At 44.8% G+C, this 20,107-nt stretch carries 15 protein-coding genes and 2 pseudogenes; 8 read left to right on the plus strand and 9 right to left on the minus strand.

Going from position 1 to position 20,107, the window contains the following annotated elements; genetic code table 11:
- Positions 1 to 437: 437 nt before the first annotated feature.
- The 4 genes from MKY92_RS19805 to cysK all read left to right on the plus strand — a co-directional run bounded on the left by MKY92_RS19805 (position 438) and on the right by cysK (position 3,676).
- On the plus strand, positions 438 to 1,475 hold the full coding sequence (locus tag MKY92_RS19805; protein ID WP_145322731.1) for a nucleotide-binding protein: 1,038 nt from the start codon (positions 438 to 440) through the stop codon (positions 1,473 to 1,475).
- A complete protein-coding gene (locus tag MKY92_RS19810; RefSeq protein WP_339297374.1) occupies positions 1,472 to 1,705 on the plus strand; it encodes a hypothetical protein in 234 nt (77 codons plus the stop codon). The genes MKY92_RS19805 and MKY92_RS19810 overlap by 4 nt, the downstream gene beginning before the upstream one ends.
- Positions 1,706 to 2,172: 467 nt before the next feature.
- The gene (locus tag MKY92_RS19815) at positions 2,173 to 2,556 is read left to right on the plus strand and encodes a hypothetical protein (RefSeq protein ID WP_339297375.1); all 384 of its coding nucleotides are present in this window, start codon (positions 2,173 to 2,175) and stop codon (positions 2,554 to 2,556) included.
- Between the two features lie 163 nt (positions 2,557 to 2,719).
- The gene (gene cysK / locus MKY92_RS19820; RefSeq protein WP_339297376.1) at positions 2,720 to 3,676 is read left to right on the plus strand and encodes a cysteine synthase A; all 957 of its coding nucleotides are present in this window, start codon (positions 2,720 to 2,722) and stop codon (positions 3,674 to 3,676) included.
- Between the two features lie 251 nt (positions 3,677 to 3,927).
- Here cysK and MKY92_RS19825 read toward each other — a convergent pair whose 3' ends face one another.
- Entirely contained in the window at positions 3,928 to 5,892 is a 1,965-nt protein-coding gene (locus MKY92_RS19825; protein WP_339297377.1) for an ATP-dependent DNA helicase, read from the minus strand.
- 205 nt (positions 5,893 to 6,097) lie between these two features.
- Here MKY92_RS19825 and MKY92_RS19830 point away from each other — a divergent pair.
- Together MKY92_RS19830 and MKY92_RS19835 are read left to right on the plus strand one after the other, a co-directional pair.
- Positions 6,098 to 7,609 (plus strand): annotated as a pseudogene (locus tag MKY92_RS19830) (catalase); the annotation flags it as partial.
- 652 nt (positions 7,610 to 8,261) lie between these two features.
- Entirely contained in the window at positions 8,262 to 9,623 is a 1,362-nt protein-coding gene (locus tag MKY92_RS19835; RefSeq protein ID WP_339297378.1) for a right-handed parallel beta-helix repeat-containing protein, read from the plus strand.
- Between the two features lie 137 nt (positions 9,624 to 9,760).
- Here the strand turns inward: MKY92_RS19835 and MKY92_RS19840 are convergent, their stop codons facing one another.
- The 3 genes from MKY92_RS19840 to MKY92_RS19850 form a co-directional block, all read right to left on the minus strand.
- The gene (locus MKY92_RS19840; protein WP_339297379.1) at positions 9,761 to 10,042 is read right to left on the minus strand and encodes a DUF6809 family protein; all 282 of its coding nucleotides are present in this window, start codon (positions 10,040 to 10,042) and stop codon (positions 9,761 to 9,763) included.
- Between the two features lie 444 nt (positions 10,043 to 10,486).
- Positions 10,487 to 10,972 (minus strand): hypothetical protein, encoded by a 486-nt coding sequence (locus MKY92_RS19845; RefSeq protein WP_339297380.1) that lies wholly within the window; start codon positions 10,970 to 10,972, stop codon positions 10,487 to 10,489.
- The gene (locus MKY92_RS19850) at positions 10,972 to 12,270 is read right to left on the minus strand and encodes a WXG100 family type VII secretion target (RefSeq protein ID WP_339297381.1); all 1,299 of its coding nucleotides are present in this window, start codon (positions 12,268 to 12,270) and stop codon (positions 10,972 to 10,974) included. Before MKY92_RS19850 ends, MKY92_RS19845 begins: the two co-directional genes overlap by 1 nt.
- 649 nt (positions 12,271 to 12,919) lie before the next feature.
- Between MKY92_RS19850 and MKY92_RS19855 the strand changes: the two genes are divergently transcribed.
- The gene (locus MKY92_RS19855; RefSeq protein ID WP_339297382.1) at positions 12,920 to 13,483 is read left to right on the plus strand and encodes a DUF4879 domain-containing protein; all 564 of its coding nucleotides are present in this window, start codon (positions 12,920 to 12,922) and stop codon (positions 13,481 to 13,483) included.
- Between the two features lie 724 nt (positions 13,484 to 14,207).
- On the opposite strand, the gene MKY92_RS19860 is transcribed toward MKY92_RS19855, so the two are convergent.
- Complete coding sequence (locus MKY92_RS19860; protein ID WP_339297383.1) at positions 14,208 to 15,095, minus strand: AraC family transcriptional regulator; 888 nt, start codon at positions 15,093 to 15,095, stop codon at positions 14,208 to 14,210.
- Between the two features lie 210 nt (positions 15,096 to 15,305).
- Between MKY92_RS19860 and MKY92_RS19865 the strand changes: the two genes are divergently transcribed.
- Positions 15,306 to 16,061 (plus strand): SDR family oxidoreductase, encoded by a 756-nt coding sequence (locus tag MKY92_RS19865; RefSeq protein ID WP_339297384.1) that lies wholly within the window; start codon positions 15,306 to 15,308, stop codon positions 16,059 to 16,061.
- A 173-nt stretch (positions 16,062 to 16,234) separates the two neighbouring features.
- Here the strand turns inward: MKY92_RS19865 and MKY92_RS19870 are convergent.
- The 4 genes and pseudogenes from MKY92_RS19870 to MKY92_RS19885 all read right to left on the minus strand — a co-directional run.
- A pseudogene (locus MKY92_RS19870) lies at positions 16,235 to 16,336 on the minus strand (transposase); the annotation flags it as partial.
- A 388-nt stretch (positions 16,337 to 16,724) separates the two neighbouring features.
- Positions 16,725 to 17,477 (minus strand): peroxide stress protein YaaA, encoded by a 753-nt coding sequence (gene yaaA, locus MKY92_RS19875; protein ID WP_339297385.1) that lies wholly within the window; start codon positions 17,475 to 17,477, stop codon positions 16,725 to 16,727.
- A 215-nt stretch (positions 17,478 to 17,692) separates the two neighbouring features.
- Positions 17,693 to 18,571 (minus strand): prohibitin family protein, encoded by an 879-nt coding sequence (locus MKY92_RS19880; RefSeq protein WP_221822227.1) that lies wholly within the window; start codon positions 18,569 to 18,571, stop codon positions 17,693 to 17,695.
- Positions 18,572 to 19,171: 600 nt separating this feature from the next.
- Entirely contained in the window at positions 19,172 to 20,062 is an 891-nt protein-coding gene (locus MKY92_RS19885; RefSeq protein WP_339297386.1) for a cell wall hydrolase, read from the minus strand.
- Positions 20,063 to 20,107: the final 45 nt, after the last annotated feature.

Consider the following 20,107-nt stretch of genomic DNA (forward strand, 5'->3'; position numbering starts at 1 on the left):
AAATCCAACTTACAGCAGTTGCAAGTTCATTCAGTTTAAACACCAAAGCTAACTTGCTTGTTCTTCTATTATATAACACCAACGTGACCGGGTCTAAACAGCAGACCCCTCAAAAACAGGCATAAAGCAGCCTTTGGACTGCTCCAGCAGTCATACGGCAACACCAGGATAAGCAATGCTTGCTAATGGTGCAACCTGCTCCTTTATTCTATGACCAAAGCTTCCAAAAATAACTGTCAGTCACCCAACTGTGACAAATTGGGGCCTTTTTTTTATTTTCTGGGGAGTGGTAAAGGAATCATTATCCTTTTGAACATACACTATAGCAAGCGTAATCGGCTTATTCTTGGTTCCGCTCAAACGTTTCCATACTTACTCTGCTGTTTATGGTATAATATAACAATTGAATCCCACTACCGTTTAAGCGAGGCGGATTGATGAAAACGTTAAAGCCAAGAGTCTTTATTGGCTGCTCGCTGGAAGCCAAGCCGATTGCAGCCGCAGTACACGAAAACTTACGTTTCTCAGCTGAAGTTACCCCTTGGTACTCCGGAGTTTTTAATCCAAGCAGCTATACCATGGACGACCTGGAAGCAGAAGTCCGTACAACAGACTTTGCCATTTTTATTTTTCATCCGGATGATATATCCAAAATTCGCGGGAAGTACTACGCGTCGGTCCGGGATAATACAATGCTTGAAATGGGTCTGTTTATGGGCCGTCTGGGACGAAAGCGTATTTTTTTCATTCTTCCTGAAGATATTACAGACATCAAGGACACAACCAAGGTCGAGGGATTGCGTATGCCTACAGATTTGCTGGGGTTAAATCCACTCGTGTATGAAATTCGTTCTGACGGAAAGTGGGCGCCAGCTGTCTCGGTGGCATGTTCCAAAATCGCAGACAGTATTGAGGAACAAGGACGCTGGAGTGATCCAGAATTGGAGAATATCATTGAGAAGCATAAACGCACTGAGGGAGAAGCAAGGTTACAACTGCTCAAGTTGCTGCGGTTCTTTAGGGAATTGCTGCGTACCCGCAAAGCAGATGCCAAAATGCTGGAGCGAATGAGCGATGCCCTGCGTACCGCCTTTGTCTCTCATCCTCCATTTGCCGTACGGGGCACTGCCATATACCGTACAGATGACAGTGGTTATATTGAGCAATTATGTGGTAATGTTGGAGAACCGGGGAGAAAGTATGACTTGTCCGCTAATGACGACAAACAACCGGATGATCCCAAGCGCATCCTGGTGATTGACTCTTACCGGGAAAACAAGATCAAGATCAATCTGTATGATGATTACCTTGAGAAAGAATATCTGCTATGCTATCCTGTAGCCAAGAGGTATGTAATCACCGTTCACATTATTGGACATATTGAAGCGGATGAGGCGGTATTTCAGCAGATTGACCTACAGAATCGTCAACTGTTCAACGCCATCAACGATTTGTTAGGAGGCGAACCGGAATGAAACCGGACACGAAAAAAATAAGCAAGCGCTGGGGCAGCGAAAAAAAGGTACGCCTCAGTTCTGCGCCCGAATCATCACGACCGGTTCCGGAACCCAAGGAAGAAGATCGTTTCCACAAGCCGGCCGTGCCGCTAACTACCATTGGGCCCTCCCTGAAGGGCAAGGAAAGACCTTATAAGGTCATCCTTGAAAAAGAGGCGTTCTACGAAAAGCCTCAATATCTTGCTTAATTTCTGAACACATCATCAAACCTGCCGCTGAATCGGCAGTATTCCATAGGCCCCGCCGCCCAAGGCAGGGGCTTTTTTGTTGCTCATTTTCGCTAAAATAAAACTGTTACTACTCGTTGACTTCGCATCATCGTGTTGCGGCAAATCATACTGAAATCCTTATTGTAATTCACTGCTCTAATTCATTGCTTGTAATCACTTCTGTAGCAGACTGCATTGCATAGGGCTTATTTGGTTTATGGCCTTAGGTTTCCTGCAAAACCCATAAATTATACCTTATTTTGGAGCAGGCTTGTCCCTAAATCCCTAGCCTCACTCACTATCTGTACCTTTAGGAAAATGCGATAATGTGTGCTTCCAATATTTCTCGGTTGTATTGTGTATCTCCATTACATATATTGATTATAATATAGGAACACATGTTCTGTAAATATAAAATTCCAATTAAAGGTTAAGGAAGTGAACATATGACATCCTCAACTTCCGCCCCATCCCCTGCGGATGAAGACCATCGTCTGATTAAAGGTCTGGTTGTGCGCACGCTTTTGCTGGATGTACTTGAACGAGATATTCGCACACTGGATACGCTGCTACTTAAGATGCCCGAAGTCTACATTCTGTCGCTGACCCGCATTCAGAACAATGTGCTCAAGGAGATGTTGGCCCTTCGTAAACAGATGAGAACCCGTGGTGTCAAGGTCCTGGAAGAGACACGGGAAGCCGAGGGTATCGAAACTCTGTATATGTGCAGGGGGTATTGGCAACGGTTCTATATGCTGTGGACATTCGCACGCAATGAAGTCAAAAAAGAACTCAGTCGGCATCTGCAGATGGACTTGGCGCAGACTTGATACAACTCTGACAATATTGAACCCATCCGTAGCAAAACAAGTTGACCATCGCTAGCTGTGTTCATTAAGATGGAGAAGAGATATCCAACCATTCCAATAAGGCATGAATTGATTTCAACCGGGTATACTCTCAACGTCTTATCAATCAAGGAGTTGTTACTTCATGGATCTGAATACACAATCGATTAAACAAACACCCGCACATACAGGCATTGCCGCAGATGTGACCGAACTAATCGGCCAGACACCTGCCGTTAAACTGAACAGACTCACAGACAGCGACTCCGCTGACGTATACGTGAAACTGGAATACTTCAACCCGAGTGGCAGCGTCAAAGACCGTGCCGCCTATAACCTGATCGTTCAGGCTGAACTTGCGGGACACTTGCTCCCTGGTGCTACCATTATTGAACCGACGAGCGGCAATACCGGGATTGGTCTTGCGATGAATGCCGCTGCCAAAGGATATAAAGCCATTCTGATCATGCCGGACAATATGTCCAAGGAACGCATCAACATTCTGAAAGCCTACGGCGCAGATGTGGTGCTCACCCCTGCTGCGGAGCGGATGCCTGGTGCGATTCGCAAAGCGAAAGAACTTCAGGCAGACATTCCAGGAAGTTTCATTCCGCAGCAATTCGAGAATCCGGCGAACCCGGATATTCACCGGATCACTACGGCTCCCGAGATTATGCAGCAGATGGATGGCAGGCTGGACGCCTTCATCGCTACGGCGGGGACCGGCGGAACCATTACCGGGACGGGAGAAGAACTGCGCAAGCAGTTACCCGATATCCGCATCTATGCGGTGGAGCCCAAAGGTTCTCCGGTGTTGTCCGGTGGCGAGCCCGGACCACACAAGCTCGTCGGTACAAGTCCGGGGTTCATTCCGGACATCCTGAATACCGACGTGTGGGATGCCATCATCCAGGTGTCCGATGAGGACGCACTGGATACGATGCGGCAGCTTGCTGCCCGGGAAGGGCTGCTGCTCGGCCCTTCCTCTGGCGCTTCGGTGTGGGCCTCCCTTCGCATCGCGAAGGAACTGGGGCCGGGGCACCGGGTGCTCTGCATTGCGCCGGATACCGGGGAACGGTATCTGAGCATGGGTATTTTTTAACACAGCATAAATCTGTACACATCAAAAAGGGGCTTCCATGTCCCATAAGTCATGAGCATGACAGAGCCTCTCCCTTATTAGCGTTGGGAAAACCCCTCGAAAAATGGGAATAGAAATACAATTGAGGAACCATCAGAATAAAAAATAAGCTCTTGCTCACATACGAATGATGAATCCGCAGAGAACAAGAACTTATTTTGGCAAGAAACCTTATCATCAAAAATAAAGCAAGAACATTTAACGTAAGCTGTTTAGTGTGTCAGGGTTGTCCATTCCACACCTTCAGGGAGCAGAGCCGCAATGCGGTCTTTGGCTTCCTTTTTGGTATACAGCGATTCATCGAGAATGACCGCAGAACCGGAATCCGTGCTTGTCCGAATCAGACGTCCAAGACCTTGCTTCACACGCAGGAGCATATACGGAAGATCGATCTCTTCGTATGGTGCTGCCGACGCACTGCGTTTTGCATTGAAGACAGGGTCCTGTGGTGGATACGGAAGCGACCAGATCATGACATTGGATAATGACGGACCTGGAACGTCCAGTCCTTCCCACAGATTAACGGAACACAGCACACTCTCCTCATCCTGCTGGAACGCGGCGATCAGATCACTGATCTCCCGGTCGCCCTCATACATAAAGCGCAAACCTTCTGCTTCGGGTACATGAACGATGTCCTGCTTGAACGCGCGTAGTTCTTCCATCGTACGGAACAGAACCAGCGCACGTCCTCCACTCTCCTGAAGCAACGACACCGCATCACGCATGCGATTTTCATTCTCAGGGTGACCCGGTACAGCTTCATCGGTAATTTTCATCTTCATTTTGTCCGCATAATCATACGGGGAAGCCACCGAGAATGATACAAAATCATCAATGCCCAGGCTGTCCGCCACATAACGGAATGAACTGTCCACAGATAACGTAGCGGAGGAGAATACGATTGGAATACCTGTGTTGAACACACGCTCGTTCAGCATTTCCTTCACGGTGCGCGGCATGATCGATAAGGTCGTCTCATCCTCGCTCTCTTCCGCCCAACAGATGTAACCATCTTCCTTGCGGAACAAGGCAAGCGCAGACTGAATCATATCGAGATGTTCTTCCACGACACGCATCTGATAACCATCCAGCGAGAACAATCCGCTCTCAAATACCAATTCTTCGCCGATTGCATCCAGCACACTCGTCAGTCGTTCAATCTCACGCAGAAGCGGTGCTTCTACCCGAACTTCTTTCCGTTCCGAACCAGGGATCGCCACCGTATACGTATCCAGCAATGCAAACAGTCGCTCACTGCTCTCAATCGCTTCATCTACACACTCCGCGAGGGATTCACGAATCTCTCCTTCTAACAGGCGAGTGACGAGCTCCTCAAAGATACGGTGTTTCAGCTTGTAGCTCAGTGCGTTCAGGGCTGCTTCTTCCAGCAAATGTCCTTCATCAAATACAACTGAACTGTGATCAGGCAGGAGTGGCAGTTGGCCCTCGCGTTTGCGCGCATCATAGGTCCACACATGCTCCATGTAATAATCATGGGAACAGATGATGATGTCTTTGGAACGACGGTAATGGTCACGCGACAGCGTCAGGCCGCAACGTTGACGTTTTGGACAAACAAAACAATCCTGGAATGGGTCCCAGTTGATTTTATTCCACTGACGATCATTCAGATGTGGATACTGTTTGCGGTCACCATACGGATGGAAGGCCTGAAGTGTACCCGGCGTATTCACAAAATCCGGCAGACTCTCATGCACTTCTTCAATAACGGGCGCATCTTCATCCGCAAATCGCATTGCACTTAATTTGTTCAGACAGACGTATTGGTCCGGTGATTTGCCCAGACGTGCGTCCACTTCCAAGTCCAGATGTGCAGCCAGCTTCGCAATATCTCCGCCGGGCTTCACAAGCTGTTCAATCAAAGACTCATCGGCACAGGCGATCACCGCCGGTTTGCCCGTATAACGTGCATAACAGACCGCGTAGAGCAGATAGACTAACGTCTTGCCTGTTCCGACACCGGCCTCCGCCATAATGGTCTTTTTATCTCCATAGGCCCGTTCGAGCTGGTACGCCATAAAAATCTGTTCATCCCGTACCTCGAAGCCGAACTCTGGCAAAATATCGTAAAAAACATCGGCAACCCATTCTCCCAGACGGGATACAAAAGGTTCAGCCGGATCATATGCAAAAGGATAACGTTGTGTAGACAATCCTAGGTCAGCCTCCATTCTTAGACGCGGTCCTCTTTCATTTTCCGTTCAAAAAAGGCCGCAGGGCAAAAGTTAATTATCTCACGCGATGAAGCGGGTGACAAGCTTTTTTTGTTAGGTTATTTGCAAGGTTGAATGTATAGAACCAATTTTCAGGGAAAATATATACAGGAATCCACTTTAAGGAAAGGCGGTGCTCCACTCCATGAATCATCAGTCTTCACAACCAGAGCATTCCTCAGACAAATCAGCAGACAAATCAGCTGACACATTAACGGATCGACAAGGTCATCCCATTACGGACAATCAGAATGTTCGAACCGTTGGCAGTCGGGGACCGACTACGCTGGAGAATTATCATTTTCTCGAAAAAATTACTCACTTCGACCGCGAACGTATTCCGGAACGTGTGGTCCATGCCCGCGGTGCTGGCGCTCATGGCATATTTGAAGCGTATGGAACAGCCGGGAGTGAACCAGTATCGAAGTACACACGTGCACGCCTATTTCAGGAAAAAGGCAAACAAACGCCCGTTTTCGTTCGCTTCTCTACCGTTATACATGGCGGACATTCACCGGAGACACTGCGGGACCCGCGCGGATTTGCTGTAAAATTCTATACCGAAGACGGCAACTGGGATCTGGTGGGTAACAATCTGAAAATTTTTTTCATTCGCGACCCGCTCAAATTCCCGGATATGGTCCATGCCTTCAAGCCAGACCCGTTGACCAATGCACAGGATATGGAGCGGTTTTTCGATTTTGTATCGTTAAGTCCTGAAGCTACCCATATGGTGACATTCCTCTTCTCTCCATGGGGCATTCCAGCGAATTATCGGCAGATGCAAGGCTCGGGCGTTAATACATACAAATGGGTCAATCAGGAAGGCACGGGCGTGCTCATCAAATATCACTGGGAACCGCTCAATCAAGGGATACGTAACCTGCTGCAAAAAGACGCGACCGAGATTCAGGGACTGAACTTCAATCATGCGACGTTGGATCTCTATCACGCTATTGAACAAGGTGACTATCCCGAATGGGAACTGTGCGTTCAGGTGATGGAAGACGGCGAGCATCCAGAGTTGGACTTCGACCCGCTGGACCCGACCAAGCTGTGGCCGCAGGATCAGTTCCCTTTTTTACCTGTGGGCAAAATGACGTTGAATCGTAATCCCGAGGATTATTTCAATGAAGTAGAACAAGCGGCGTTTGGCACAGGTGTATTGGTAGACGGGCTGGATTTCTCAGATGACAAACTGCTGCAAGGACGCACCTTCTCCTATTCGGATACCCAGCGTCACCGAGTCGGTGCGAACTATCTGCAACTGCCTGTGAATGCACCGAAGAACCGTGTTGCGACCAATCAAAGCGGCGGACAGATGCAATATCAAGTGGATCGTGCACCGGGTCAGAATCCGCATGTGAACTATGAGCCTTCGTCGCTTGGTGGATTAAAGGAAGCCGTCCCACGTGGCAAAGAACATGAACCACTGGTGGAAGGCCGACTTGTTCGTGAGAAGATTGAGCGTACCAATGACTTTGGACAAGCGGGTGATACGTACCGGGCGTTCGAAGATTGGGAGCGGAATGAGCTGATTAGCAACATGGTCGGCGCGTTGGCACAATGCAAACCAGATATCCGGGAGCGCATGATCTCTTACTTTACCCAAGCGGATGCCGATTACGGTCGGCGCGTCTCCGAAGGGCTGGCCTCTGTACCAACCGATGATAGTGCAACGGTCCAACCGAAACATGAATCAAGCGTGGAGCAAGCGAAGAAACGCAGTCGTGAGACGGACGGATATTAAAATAGCTGGACAGCGTTTAGACTGATAAGTCTGACACGGTTAGTACATTTGAGTATTTTGGTAAGCAGATTACGTTCTGAATTAAACATAGCCCTGATCATCAAGTTGCCAGTTGCAGCTGATATCAGGGCTTTTTCATGACTAGCTTGAGTGTAATCTCCACTTCAGGATGCATGCAGCTATATATTTTAAATTAAATGAAGTTCATATGAGTGGATCGAAGGTAAGACTTGTGCTCTCTGGATGGAAAAGCGTACTTCTCTACGTTCATTTCAGATGATCCTTCGTTAAATGAGAGCTATCACCCAATGGAAAGATTACATAATTCACGTGATATTACAGGTATTGGAAGATTGCAGGCCTGACCTGCCTGCATGTACCTCCATCTGATCAGATGATTATTGATGATGACGCTTACAACATTTACCATAAAGCTGTGTCCTAGAGATTACATCTAGCCAGCCGGCATGACTTATTTCATTTTTGATAACAGACAGTCTGGTACACGGCTACCACGTGCTCTTCATTCTATTCCCAATTAACCAAGGAGGTTTGCGTAATGAAATTATTCCCATCTACATCTACTCATGCATCTGTAAGATCCGAACGTTCACTGAAATCGAAAATGGCCCATATCTGTCTGAGCGCCGCGTTCCCTCTATTATTGATTGGTGGTGGATCGGCTGGTGCTGAAGAGCTGATCGAGAGCAGCTTGCAAAATCCCTCTGAATCGGTGGCGACTTCGAATATCGCACTTGCTGCTGGTGATCTGTATGTGTCTCCTGGCGGCTCGGCCAGCAATCCGGGAACACTGAACAGCCCTACGTCACTCGCTAACGCATTGACCCAGATCGCCCCAGGCAAGACCATCTATCTACGGGGCGGCAACTACAGCTTCTCCCAGACTATTACCATTGAACGTGGCAATAGCGGCACATCGAGCCAACGCAAAAACCTGGTGGCGTATGGATCGGAAAAACCGGTCTTTGATTTCTCAGCCCAAGCCTTCGCCTCCACCAATCGTGGACTGCAAATGTTCGGAGACTACTGGTTCGTCAAAGGGCTTGAGGTGAAGGGTGCGGGCGATAACGGCATCTTCATCGGGGGCAGCTACAACCGCCTGGAGCAGATCGAGGCTCATCACAACCGGGATACGGGTATTCAAATGGGACGTTATGCTTCCACGGCTGCCAAGAGTGAATGGCCTGCATATAATGAAGTGATTCGTTCCTACTCCCACAACAACTATGACCCGGATGACGGCGAGGATGCAGACGGTTTTGCGGCCAAACTGACCGTAGGCCCGGGCAATGTCTTCGACGGTTGTATTGCGGCCTATAACGTGGACGATGGCTGGGATCTGTATAGCAAAACGGACACAGGCGCCATCGGCGCGGTTACGATCCGTAACAGCATCGCCTATGCGAACGGGGCAACATCAGACGGCACCTCTACCTCCAACAGCGATGGCAACGGCTTCAAGCTGGGCGGTGAGAAGATTGCAGTGAATCATATCGTTGAGAACAGCATTGCGTTTAATAATAAAAAGCACGGTTTCACCTACAACAGCAATCCCGGTTCGATCCAGATGAAAAACAACACCTCCTGGAACAACGGCCAAAGCAACTTTGCCTTTGATGTAGGGACCCACATCTTCACCAACAACCTGTCCTTACAAGGCGGCGCCAGTGACAAAACAAGCGGAACCGACGTCAGCAGCACTAACGTCTGGTGGAAGAACAAAAAAAGCGAGAATGCCAAAGGCCTGCTCGCCAGCGCAGCCGACTTTGTCTCCCTCGTCCCTTCAGTAACGCGTAGCGCGGACGGAACACCTGTCCTGGGCAATTTCCTCAAGCTTGCGAAAGGCAGTGATCTGATCGGCTCGGGTACGCCAGCGGGTAAGAATATTGGGGCGCGGTAGGTGGTAGGTAATATGATAAAAGAATAATTTAATAGCAAAGTCCCCTCTCCCATTCCAGCCTGATCGGTGGTAATGGAGGAGGGGATTTTTGAATTGCTGTGTATTGTCTGCCGCTGGCTTATGAAGTAGGTAAATACTCACGGTTTAGCTAAAACCTCAATGATCAGTCTGCCGCCTGTGCGAAAACCTTGCTCAAACGCCGCTTCCACATACATAGATGTGGATTGTCCGATCAGGTCGATCAGTTGCTCCAAAGCATCGTATTCGTTCTCGGTTAGCTGTGTTTTGTAGTCCTGCATCAGGTCCGATATCTGGCGATTGATCTCTTGATACTCATCTTGCTCAGGATGAATCGACTCGTCCAACCGCAGGTTCCCGTGAAACAAATCTTCGATCAGGTTTGACATGTTATCCTTCATGGTAAGGTCACCTCAGAACGATTGTACATTAAGAGATAAGGTAAGACGGGAATTTAGCGGGAAATGCACTAAGTAAAGATTAAAAACAGAATTTCCTTGGCGAGGCACAACGATGGAGAGATGAATTAAAGTTTAGTTACAGAGAAGGTTGGATTCTTCCATTAAATGAAATATAAAATCTTTAAAAATCATATTATTGCTCCCCAATAAAACACACTTTCTGATCACCAATATACTCTTCCTCTTCTGGCATATGATAGGATGAAAATTGTACCTCCAGTGGACCTGAACCATAACCATGTCTTTCATGTCTCCAAAGTATTTTAAATGCTCTGGGAAAGTAAATAGTCCAGAAATAGGATTCGACTAATCTATCTATTTCAGTTTTTGTTGTCAGTATTTTGTACATCAATTCTTGATGTTCCCTTTGTCATCATTTAGAAGTTAGTTTTTGGGATTTTTATAACACCAATCCGGGTCATACGGTAAAAATTTCAGTTTTTGTATGTCCTCCCGGCTGTATACCCAATCATTGTCTGCAATCCAAAAATAATCATCAGGATTCAGCTTGAGATATTCGTAAATAAAATGAAGTATTAACTCTTGATTACCATAGATATCCTCAATGTGCCCGACTTGGCATATTGATAAATTAGGATCTAAACCTAAATCTTCGTGATAATAAAATTCAGTACTTAGGCTACTAATGCTGTGAATATGGAAAATCAATGAGGATTCATTGTCCCCTGTAAATGACTTATGATTAATATTCAGCGTTGTATACAGGAACTCTCCTTCATTTGTATACGTCTTATTGTTATAAAAATAGAGAGCTGCGTCCGAATGGAAAGCTGCAACTATAGTATTAGCTAAAAGCTGCTCTGGAGAATATCTATCTTTTTTTGTTAAAATAACAGCTGAAGTCCCCATTACTTCAATACCCCCTTGAGTTCTTCTAAAGAGTTCACAACAGTAACACCTTTAGATTTAATTATTTCCAATTTTATCAAATCGTTTGGATGTAGATTAGACAATGGCTTGTCAATATATAAAATAACATTCTTCTGATCATAGTTAAAATAATCTTGGTGTTTTACATTAACGTATTTATCAAACTGTTCCACATCTGTGACGGCTTTTAATGATTTTTTAACTTCAATAATCTCATGTTTAGTTACTACGTCGAAATCCCCTGCAGGATTGCCGTCGGTCCTTTGAATTTTCTGGCTAAACGCTGTAACTTCCTTACTCTCTCTAACAGCGTAAGCAGCTTTGGCTTCAGTTGCTTTTCCTGAGTCCTTGCTGTTTAACAATTGATCAATGTCTCGATTAATATTTTTGGGATGCTGATCATCCCAATGCAGCACATTACCGACTGGATTGGTGTATGTCGTTTTATTTCCTTCTTTAACTATACTACCGATTTTAAAAGCTTGCCCTGTAACCTCAGAACCCTTCTTTTGTCCATTCGCTTTCCTCGCCTCAGCCGCTTCCAAATTCTTTTTAATCTTCGCCACAGCTGGATGAGATGAAGGCAACCGAAAAGGCCCTTTGCCACCCGGCATACTCCCTCGAACCATCTGAAATGCCATAAATAGCTGGCTGAACTTCAGAGAAGTCAACATGAACTGAGCATACTTATCGGATACAGGCTCACCTGTGAAGGGATGGATTCCATTTTCAAAAGCTTTGATCTGCATCGCATAAATATCTTCCCCTGGCGCTTCAGCATCCGTAGCTTGCATCCGATTGATATCCAAATGTCCCTGATCCTTCTTATATGCCTGAAGGGCTGCCTGATCCGTAACACCATTCTTGTTCACAGGCATCCACATCAGCTTCCCATACATATTGACTTGCGCCATCCGGTAGCCTTTATCCTCCGTACCCGCATCATTTCCCAAGGTCTTCATCATCACTACCGCACCTACAGCGCCAACAGCATTGCCAAGACTCACTTTTTCAGCATCGACATTCTCAAATCGTGTGGCAATATCCTTCAGTTCCTTAGAGGTGTTCACCATACTTTCCAGCGCCCTCTGCAATACAGGACGTGACCGTGCAAACTCATCATAAAAACGCTCCTGCGTCACACCCAGCCACATCTGCTGAAGGAACAGGATCTGTCTTGTGAGATCCTCCCGTATATGCTCCAATTGTTGTCTCGCCTGATCCACTTGATTCGATACTTGATGTAACTGTTCAGGGGTAACTTTAATGGTATTCATCCATTTTCACCGCTCATCTAAGATATGATAGGACTATGTTAGCAGAAGTTTAGTGGCAATTACATCCGGCTAACCTCCTGATTTCACTGCATGAATCCACGCTCAGAATGATTTATATCCGTCCCTCAGCCCCATACGATCTCTATGTAGGTGTATACATGTTCCAGAGGGTTTTCCTTTTACGACTACAGGATACTGTGGCATTTTACTACGACAAGCCGAAAACTTTAACAAATCATAGTATTAATGAAGAAACTTGACTCGTGCGGATGATTAGGTGTACTATATGTTTGTATAAATGGAATATATTACAATTTAAATATTTATTTTGAAATCTTATATTTTCAAGATAGGTATCAGAGCCTATCATAGCTAAGATATCAATGCGTATAAATGAGTTTTACATTTTGTCTGCAACACATAATCATTGGCAGGCATTCATTTTACATATACATTCCTACTTCATAGAGTTTTCTAGCCTGTAGAGTTCTACCTCCTTAATTTCTTTTTCAGTAAAGAAAAAAGGGGAAGAACCATCTCTTTAAAAGAAAGGAGGGCAAGAGGCTTTAAGCTGCAAGCAGGTCTATTTGTCATATCCGCATGTTTTTGTTAAAGAATACCCATAACAAGAAAGGTGGAATTTATTGCTATGAGAAAATTGATTAGTTTAGCTCTTATTCTTGTTCTAGTGCTTTCATTTAATGTAGCTGCCTATGCAGACGGTGATGTGACTCAAGCCAAACCTATGACAAAGGAAGAAATTATTAATTCCAAAGAATTCCGTGAAGCTGTGAAAGCGGCTAAGGCTGAATTTGAATCGCAGAAGGCTGATAATGCGGGTGGTCCAGTTCTGTTTGCACCAGCTCCGAAAGTATCTCACATTAATGTATATGGTGTCGTATCTCCTAATGGCGGTCAAGAAATTTACGGCTTCAATAACAACCCACTGTCCACAACCAATGATCATGGTGGGGCTTGGATTCAGTGTATTACTTTCCAGATCGGTTATGACAGCAATCACTACGGCAAACTCGCCGGCAATACAATGACAAATAACTGGTCTGAAGCTATTGATCTGGACGGTGATCGTGTCGTAGATGCTTGGGCCCATTCTTGGGTTTATGAAGCGCCTAGTACAGGGGGACAATTTGTAGGTACGGTCTATTCCATTAATATTCCAACACAGTGGACCGCTTGGATTAATGTTCGTTAACAGGAAGGATGTAATCTGAATATTGGTGGAATTGGCTATCCTGGTTCTATCCTGAGGAATACGGGAAGTAAGCCCAAAAGCTCATCAGCTTTGGATACGAATTCAATCGCACCTAAATTGGATGTGACAGCTCACTCTTCTGCTAACAATTATGTTAGTACATTTTCTCAGGCGGCCTTGAAGAATGCGTCTCAAGAAGTCCAGGAGGAGTGGAACAAAGCATAGGAAAGAAACAGTGGCTTCAATCCCTTAACTGATGCTGATGGTAAACTTGCAGCTTCCGTTAACAAGTGCTAAAGGCTCTGCCCAGCTTGCGTTAGAAAAGCATTTTTTAGAGTCCTTTCTATCCTATCTGGATTGATGGACACGGATTTGATTCTTGATCAGGCGCAGGGATATACATCCCTGCGTCTTTTCTCGTACACCATATGCTTCCCCACTACCATCAAGTTAAAAGAGGCTTTTCCTTCTATACAGCCTCCTGCTACAGAATAGTGACAAGGATTATTTTTTATTTCATCAGCTTATCTACCTACTTCAAATCCAATACAACCGATACTTTAATCGAATCTCTCAACACCTTGTTTTTATAGTCGCTGTCCTCTTATGCAAAGGAGAAATACTTCGCCGAGCACTGATAATTATAGACTTCTAGGTATCGACTGGACATATCCACACACTCGCGCTCTACATGCCTTGAGTGTACCAAAAAGATGCCAGCTAACTAATCCCTCGCGCTTTCGATTAGTCTTAGTTTCTTAGTATCCCGAGCCGGAGATGAACCGAAGAAGCGGGAGTACTCTCGATTAAACTGTGAAGTACTCTGATAGCCAACTTGATATGCTGCACTGGTTACTGCATAGCCCTCATATGCAATGAGGTTTCTAGCCTCCAACAGCCTTAATTGCTTTTGAAATTGAATAGGACTTAAACCCGTTGCACGTTTAAACTGACGGTGAAAGGTGTTTATAGCCATACCAGATTTTGATGCCATCTCACCGATGTCTATTGGCCTCATAAAATTATCGCGTAACCATTTTACAATTTGAGAAATCTTAGAGAAATTACTTTCCGACAAACCAAGTTGTCTCAGGTACCATCCTTGTGATCCCATCAGAACACGATAAAGGATTTCGCGTTCATAGGCTGGTGCAAGAGCTGGAATATCTCTTGGTTTATTCGTTAATCGCAATAAGCGTAGCCATGCCTCCATAAACTCAATGTCTATTTCACAAGCTGCGAAATGCTCAGAAGCAGTTGGTATTAGATTTTCAGGAAGATCTCTTAATAAACTCTGAAGAACATTCTGATTCAACTCAAGACCAAGGGACATGTAAGTACGGCCATCACGGTCTGGATGTACACTCGCCGTTGCGGGAACATGTACCGGTACGACGTAATACGAGGGCCCTTCTAGTGTAGTGCTACGCCCCCCGATGGATAGAATCTTTGTTCCTTGAACCGTAAATCCAATCATCGGCTCGTAGAGCGCTGCGAGTTGATGTGCGGGAATGTCTCCCTTAATCATCCATAGCCCCGGCACTCCGGTTTCAATTGGTCGAGTTCCTGCACTTTTCATTAGATCAATAATTTCATCTACAATTTTATTCATGCACTTATTTTATCACATTATCCCTCAATACAACTCAGACACACATCGGCATTTTTAGGATCTTCTTATAATAAAGAGAAGGGATATTCTCGGTTTATCGAAATCATACATGGTGTTTTTAGGCAACTAATAGGCATTATTAGATCTATATTATTTCAATAGATGCGACTAAAATTGAAGACAGATCAAACACAAAACAAGGAGGATTTTATGAAAATTGCAATCGTAACAGGTGGAAGTAATGGCATTGGTAAAGCGACGGCTCTTGAACTGGGCAAGCGCGGAATTAGCGTGATTCTCACATACAATTCTTATAAGGACCGGGCAGAAGCTGTTGTTAAGGAAGTTGAGAAGAATAATGGAGTTCGGGCTGCAGCACTGAAGTTGGATCTGACGCAAGGATCAACATTCGAAGGTTTCTCCCTAGAAGTTAAGAAATGCCTCAAAGACATTTGGGATAGAACAACTTTTGATTACTTAGTTAATAATGGAGGTATTGGCGGACCCATGATGTTCAATGAGATGAGCGAAGAGTACTTCGACAAGATTCTTAATACGAACTTCAAAGGACCGGTTTTTCTAACACAACACCTCGTGCAATTCATGGATGATGCTGGAGCCATCGTTAATACCACAAGTTCATCCAAAAACCAATCATTCCCAGGTTACTCTGCCTACGGTTCGTTAAAAGCAGCCTTCTCCACATGGACTCGTTATATCGCCAAGGAACTTGCACCTCGCAACATTCGGGTCAACGCCGTTTCTCCCGGTCCTACGCACAGCAATTTCGGCGATGGAGTATTCGATAAGCATCCCGAATTCATCAAGCCACTGGCTGAGCAATCTGTATTTGGCAGAATAGGCCAACCCGAAGATATTGCGAAGGTCATTGTGAATGTATTGTCCGATGATTTCGGCTGGGTTACAGCTCAGGACATTGAAGTGTCTGGCGGACATTTGCTTTAAAAATGTAAAGACGACACGCTGTGAATAATGGCATATCTGCGGAGTTCCACACTGATATTGCTCTGCTTATAGAGCATTTTTCTAGCTGCTACGTTTGATTATACTAGGTTTGTTTAGCTCATGGTGTTTGGCCATGAGCATTTTTTATTTATTTTCGTAAGAGTAGTATTACATTGCTCTTTCCGGTTCGTGTATTTCTTGATTTGCTTGTTTAACGATTCGATCAGATGCGTCGAATACAGGCTTCTCCAGATCCGTTTGGGAAAGCTGTGAAAAGGTCTTCCTTTTTCTATTTACACAATATATTTTACGCTCTCCTCCGTAAGAAGTATTGAGATCGCTACGGCTACTTTCGTTCATTATTATGGAAGTTGATGAATCCGAAAGTGCGTAACCGTTGGTCGGCATCATGGTTCCAAGCGCAAACCATAGGAGCAGAAAAATGATAAAGCGGTAATAGTAATTTAGTCCTCAATGATAAGGTTATTTTCCTTTTATACTTCGATAACATTTGGAATCACTCTGATTAAATAGTCAATTTTCGGTAGTAAGTGATACTCGTAAGAGCATCCTCCAAAAGGTTGCTGCATACAACAAAAGCCGCCGGATGGCGACTTTTTAGAAAAAAGCACTTATCATTATAATCTGCTCACATAATACAAACTACTTTTCCTCTGTATATATAAACACATACGTACTCTCATCCGATTTCTCTTCTGAAAAAACAAACTCTAACCGATCAAAGCTTCTTACATCCTTCACATCTGTAATTTTACGCTCTGCCATATATCGTACCATCTCACCTCTAGCCATTTTGGCCCGGGTTGCCTTTTCAACAAGCTTCCCATCAACCATTTGTCCAAAAACACAAGTGATAAAGCGAGTTTCCTCGCTCAAAAAAGGCGTGATGTTTTTGCTATACTCTTTGGAAGCCAAATTCAGAATACAGTTGCTGTCCGCTTGAAGTTGATCTGCCAACTTGCTACCCCAGAATTGATAGAGCGATTTGAAACTTGGACCTTGCAGCTTGCCCTGCATCTCCAACCGATAAGGTGTAACCCCGTCCAAAGGCCGTAACATGCCATAAAAACCGGATAATATACGTAAATGCTGTTGAAGATACGCCAGTTCCTCATTTTGAAAAACACCTGGAGCCATATACTGATACTGAATGCCCTCATAGGCATATATTGCTGGTGTCAGATTTGCTTTTATATTCATATTCTGAATCCGCTCCACGTTCTGTTCGGCGATTGCATCGTTACACTTCCACATCGCTTTAAGTTCGTCATAGGATAACTTTTGAAGCAGACTCAATAGCTGTTCTGACTCGTTTATAAACTGCGGCATCTGCGCGATAGCCATAAGATCGGTATCAATCTTCATCTTTTTAGCTGGTGATATGATAATTCTCATCGTGCTGATCCATCCTTAATCTACCGTTGTTTTTGTCGTTATCCATTGTACAGGATTGGACAGACGAATCCAATGCCAAGGCTTAACTAAATCCCTTATTGTACCTTTGAAAAGACTCAAAATGAACAAGTCGGCCCACGATTGGACCGGCTTGTTCACTAGAATCAATAAATTCAATTGGATGAGAAAGTATTAAGTGCATTTTCAAGCGCTAATTAGGGAGATACACTCCCCGCGCCGCTATTTTGCTCTGTTTTTGTAGTTGGCAATTGAATCATTGGCGTATTGGACCCACTTACATATGGAAGGGCTCCATCCCATTTCTTGATTGTTTCATATTCAACGAGTTGACTTGTTAATGATTGCTGAAGCTCTTTATTTGCTTTAGCTTGACCTTCTGCTTCGATCAATAGTTTGTCTGCATTACCCTGTGCTTCCACACGCTTACGATCTGCTTCTTTCTTGGCGATCTCCAGTTCAGTCGTTTTACGTTCCAGTTCTTGAGAAGCTTCAACACGCTTATCGATTGCTTCCTGAGTCTTAGCGTCAGGCTGAGGAACACCTACGGTAACGTTTGATACAATAAAGCCTAACTCTTTAACATCATCAGAAAAACGTTGTTCGACGTCTACGCCTGCTTCGGATGACTTTTCACCATAAACATCAATGACTGTAAACTTGGAAATACCTTTACGAGCTGCATCACGGAAACGTGTTTTGAGATATGTATCCTCAATTTCTTGAATGCTAATTGGCCCAAATGTATTAAAGATCGAAGATACTTTACTTGGTTCTACTTGGTAGTTGTAAGCAAAGTCGATTGTGATGTTTTTCCCGTCAGAAGTAGCGATCTGAATATCTCTGTATTCCACCGTTTGAATTCGGATAGGATATTTTGTCACTTTATCAAACGCTCCAACGAGTTTCCACCCTTGACTCAGTGTACTATCTTTTACGCCTCCATTTGGTGAATACACGACCCCAACATATCCATTAGGAATTCGTGTTAAAAAGAAGGTCACCAGTAACACTCCCACTATAATAACGGATGCAACCGCAATCGCCCCTACTCTAAACGTCTTTGAATTTTTCATCACCATTCTCCTCTTGTTTGAATTTATTGTATTTCTTCAACACTCTACTACCTATTTTATTGAATAGCGGGAACATTAATGACCATAGAATAAATGCTAGGATAAAAATTAAAATGATTCCCCCAATAAATGGCATATCCGTCCTCCCCTCTATGGATGTAACCTAGGCAAACTACAGTGGCATGATCTACATCTGTTTAAAAATTAATTCTCATTCATCCAAATCTATAATTAATAATTTATATCCTTCTTTATATATACTTTATAAATTCGATTCGGTTTCAATATCCCGTGCCGCTTCTTGTAGTGGGTCCCCCCTAATGCATTGTAAGTATAATTAATATGCTGACTATTCCCATTGATGTGAATTACATTGCCATATATACTCAGTCTGTTGTAACGGAACATAGACACTATTCCGTTATTCTTCTACTTCTATCATTTGAAAAGAGAGTCATCAAGATACGGAAGAAATCCCCACACTCCTCACCTGCACAACCACAATATAAAACAAACCCCGGTACACGTCTGCATTCAGCAGCGTACAGCCGAGGTTCACCATTACCATTTCAAATGTTACACTACCTATCTCAACTTAACTCATCTCGTAAAATCATGCTGCCCAATGGTAAGCAGCGTCGGCCTGCTCTTACTCCACACCGAAGTGGCAATCTTCGGATTGTAATAATAGAGTGCCCCGTTCGTCGGATCTGCGCCATTCAATGCCTTACGAGCAGCCCTGTAAGAAGTCTGGGTTGGCTTGGTATTAAACTGGCCATCGTCTATAGCCGTGAACTGCCCTTTCTGGAAAATAACTTTCGAAATAGATGACGGGAATTCACTCGAATGTACTCGATTCAACACAACCGCTCCTACAGCGACTTGCCCTTCAAAAGATTCTCCGCGCGCTTCACCATGGATCAGCTTCGCTAACTGGCGTAGCGTTTCACCCTCAGCTTTGGCCTTTTTGTTCAGCCTGTTGAGCGTCGCGGGACCTGCAACACCGTCTGCACTCAGTCCCTGCGCCTGCTGAAACTTGCGGACAGCACCTTTGGTGATGGTACCGTAATATCCAGTCATTCCAGCATCGAAGTAGCCCAGACCGCTTAATTGCTCCTGCAATTGCAGCACATGCTCGCTACGAACGCCCTGTTCCAACTTCTGTGCTCCCGCAGAAGGAGCTGCCACGGTCAATCCCAGAGTCAATGCGCAGGCACCGAGAAGCATGCTGACCCGCCCTGCTCTTTTGCCAGCCATGTTCCCCTTCCCATGAGTGACTTTCCGACTGACAGTGATAGGTTCCATGTTGTCAGCAAACGTTAATTGATCCAGCCCCTCATTCGTACTATCGACTACAGTCAGTTCATCTGTACTGTTCATATTGCTAGTCACCTTCATCTCTTTCATCTCACTCACGCTATCTAATTCAATTATCATATTCTTTTCATTCATTTCATTCGGTTGATCCATTCCAATATTATTCTTCATCATTCCATTAACCTCCACTTTTCTGAATCCAGATCCCACTTCTCTCCC

Source organism: Paenibacillus sp. FSL R5-0623 (assembly GCF_037974265.1).
Classification (GTDB): Bacteria; Bacillota; Bacilli; order Paenibacillales; family Paenibacillaceae; genus Paenibacillus.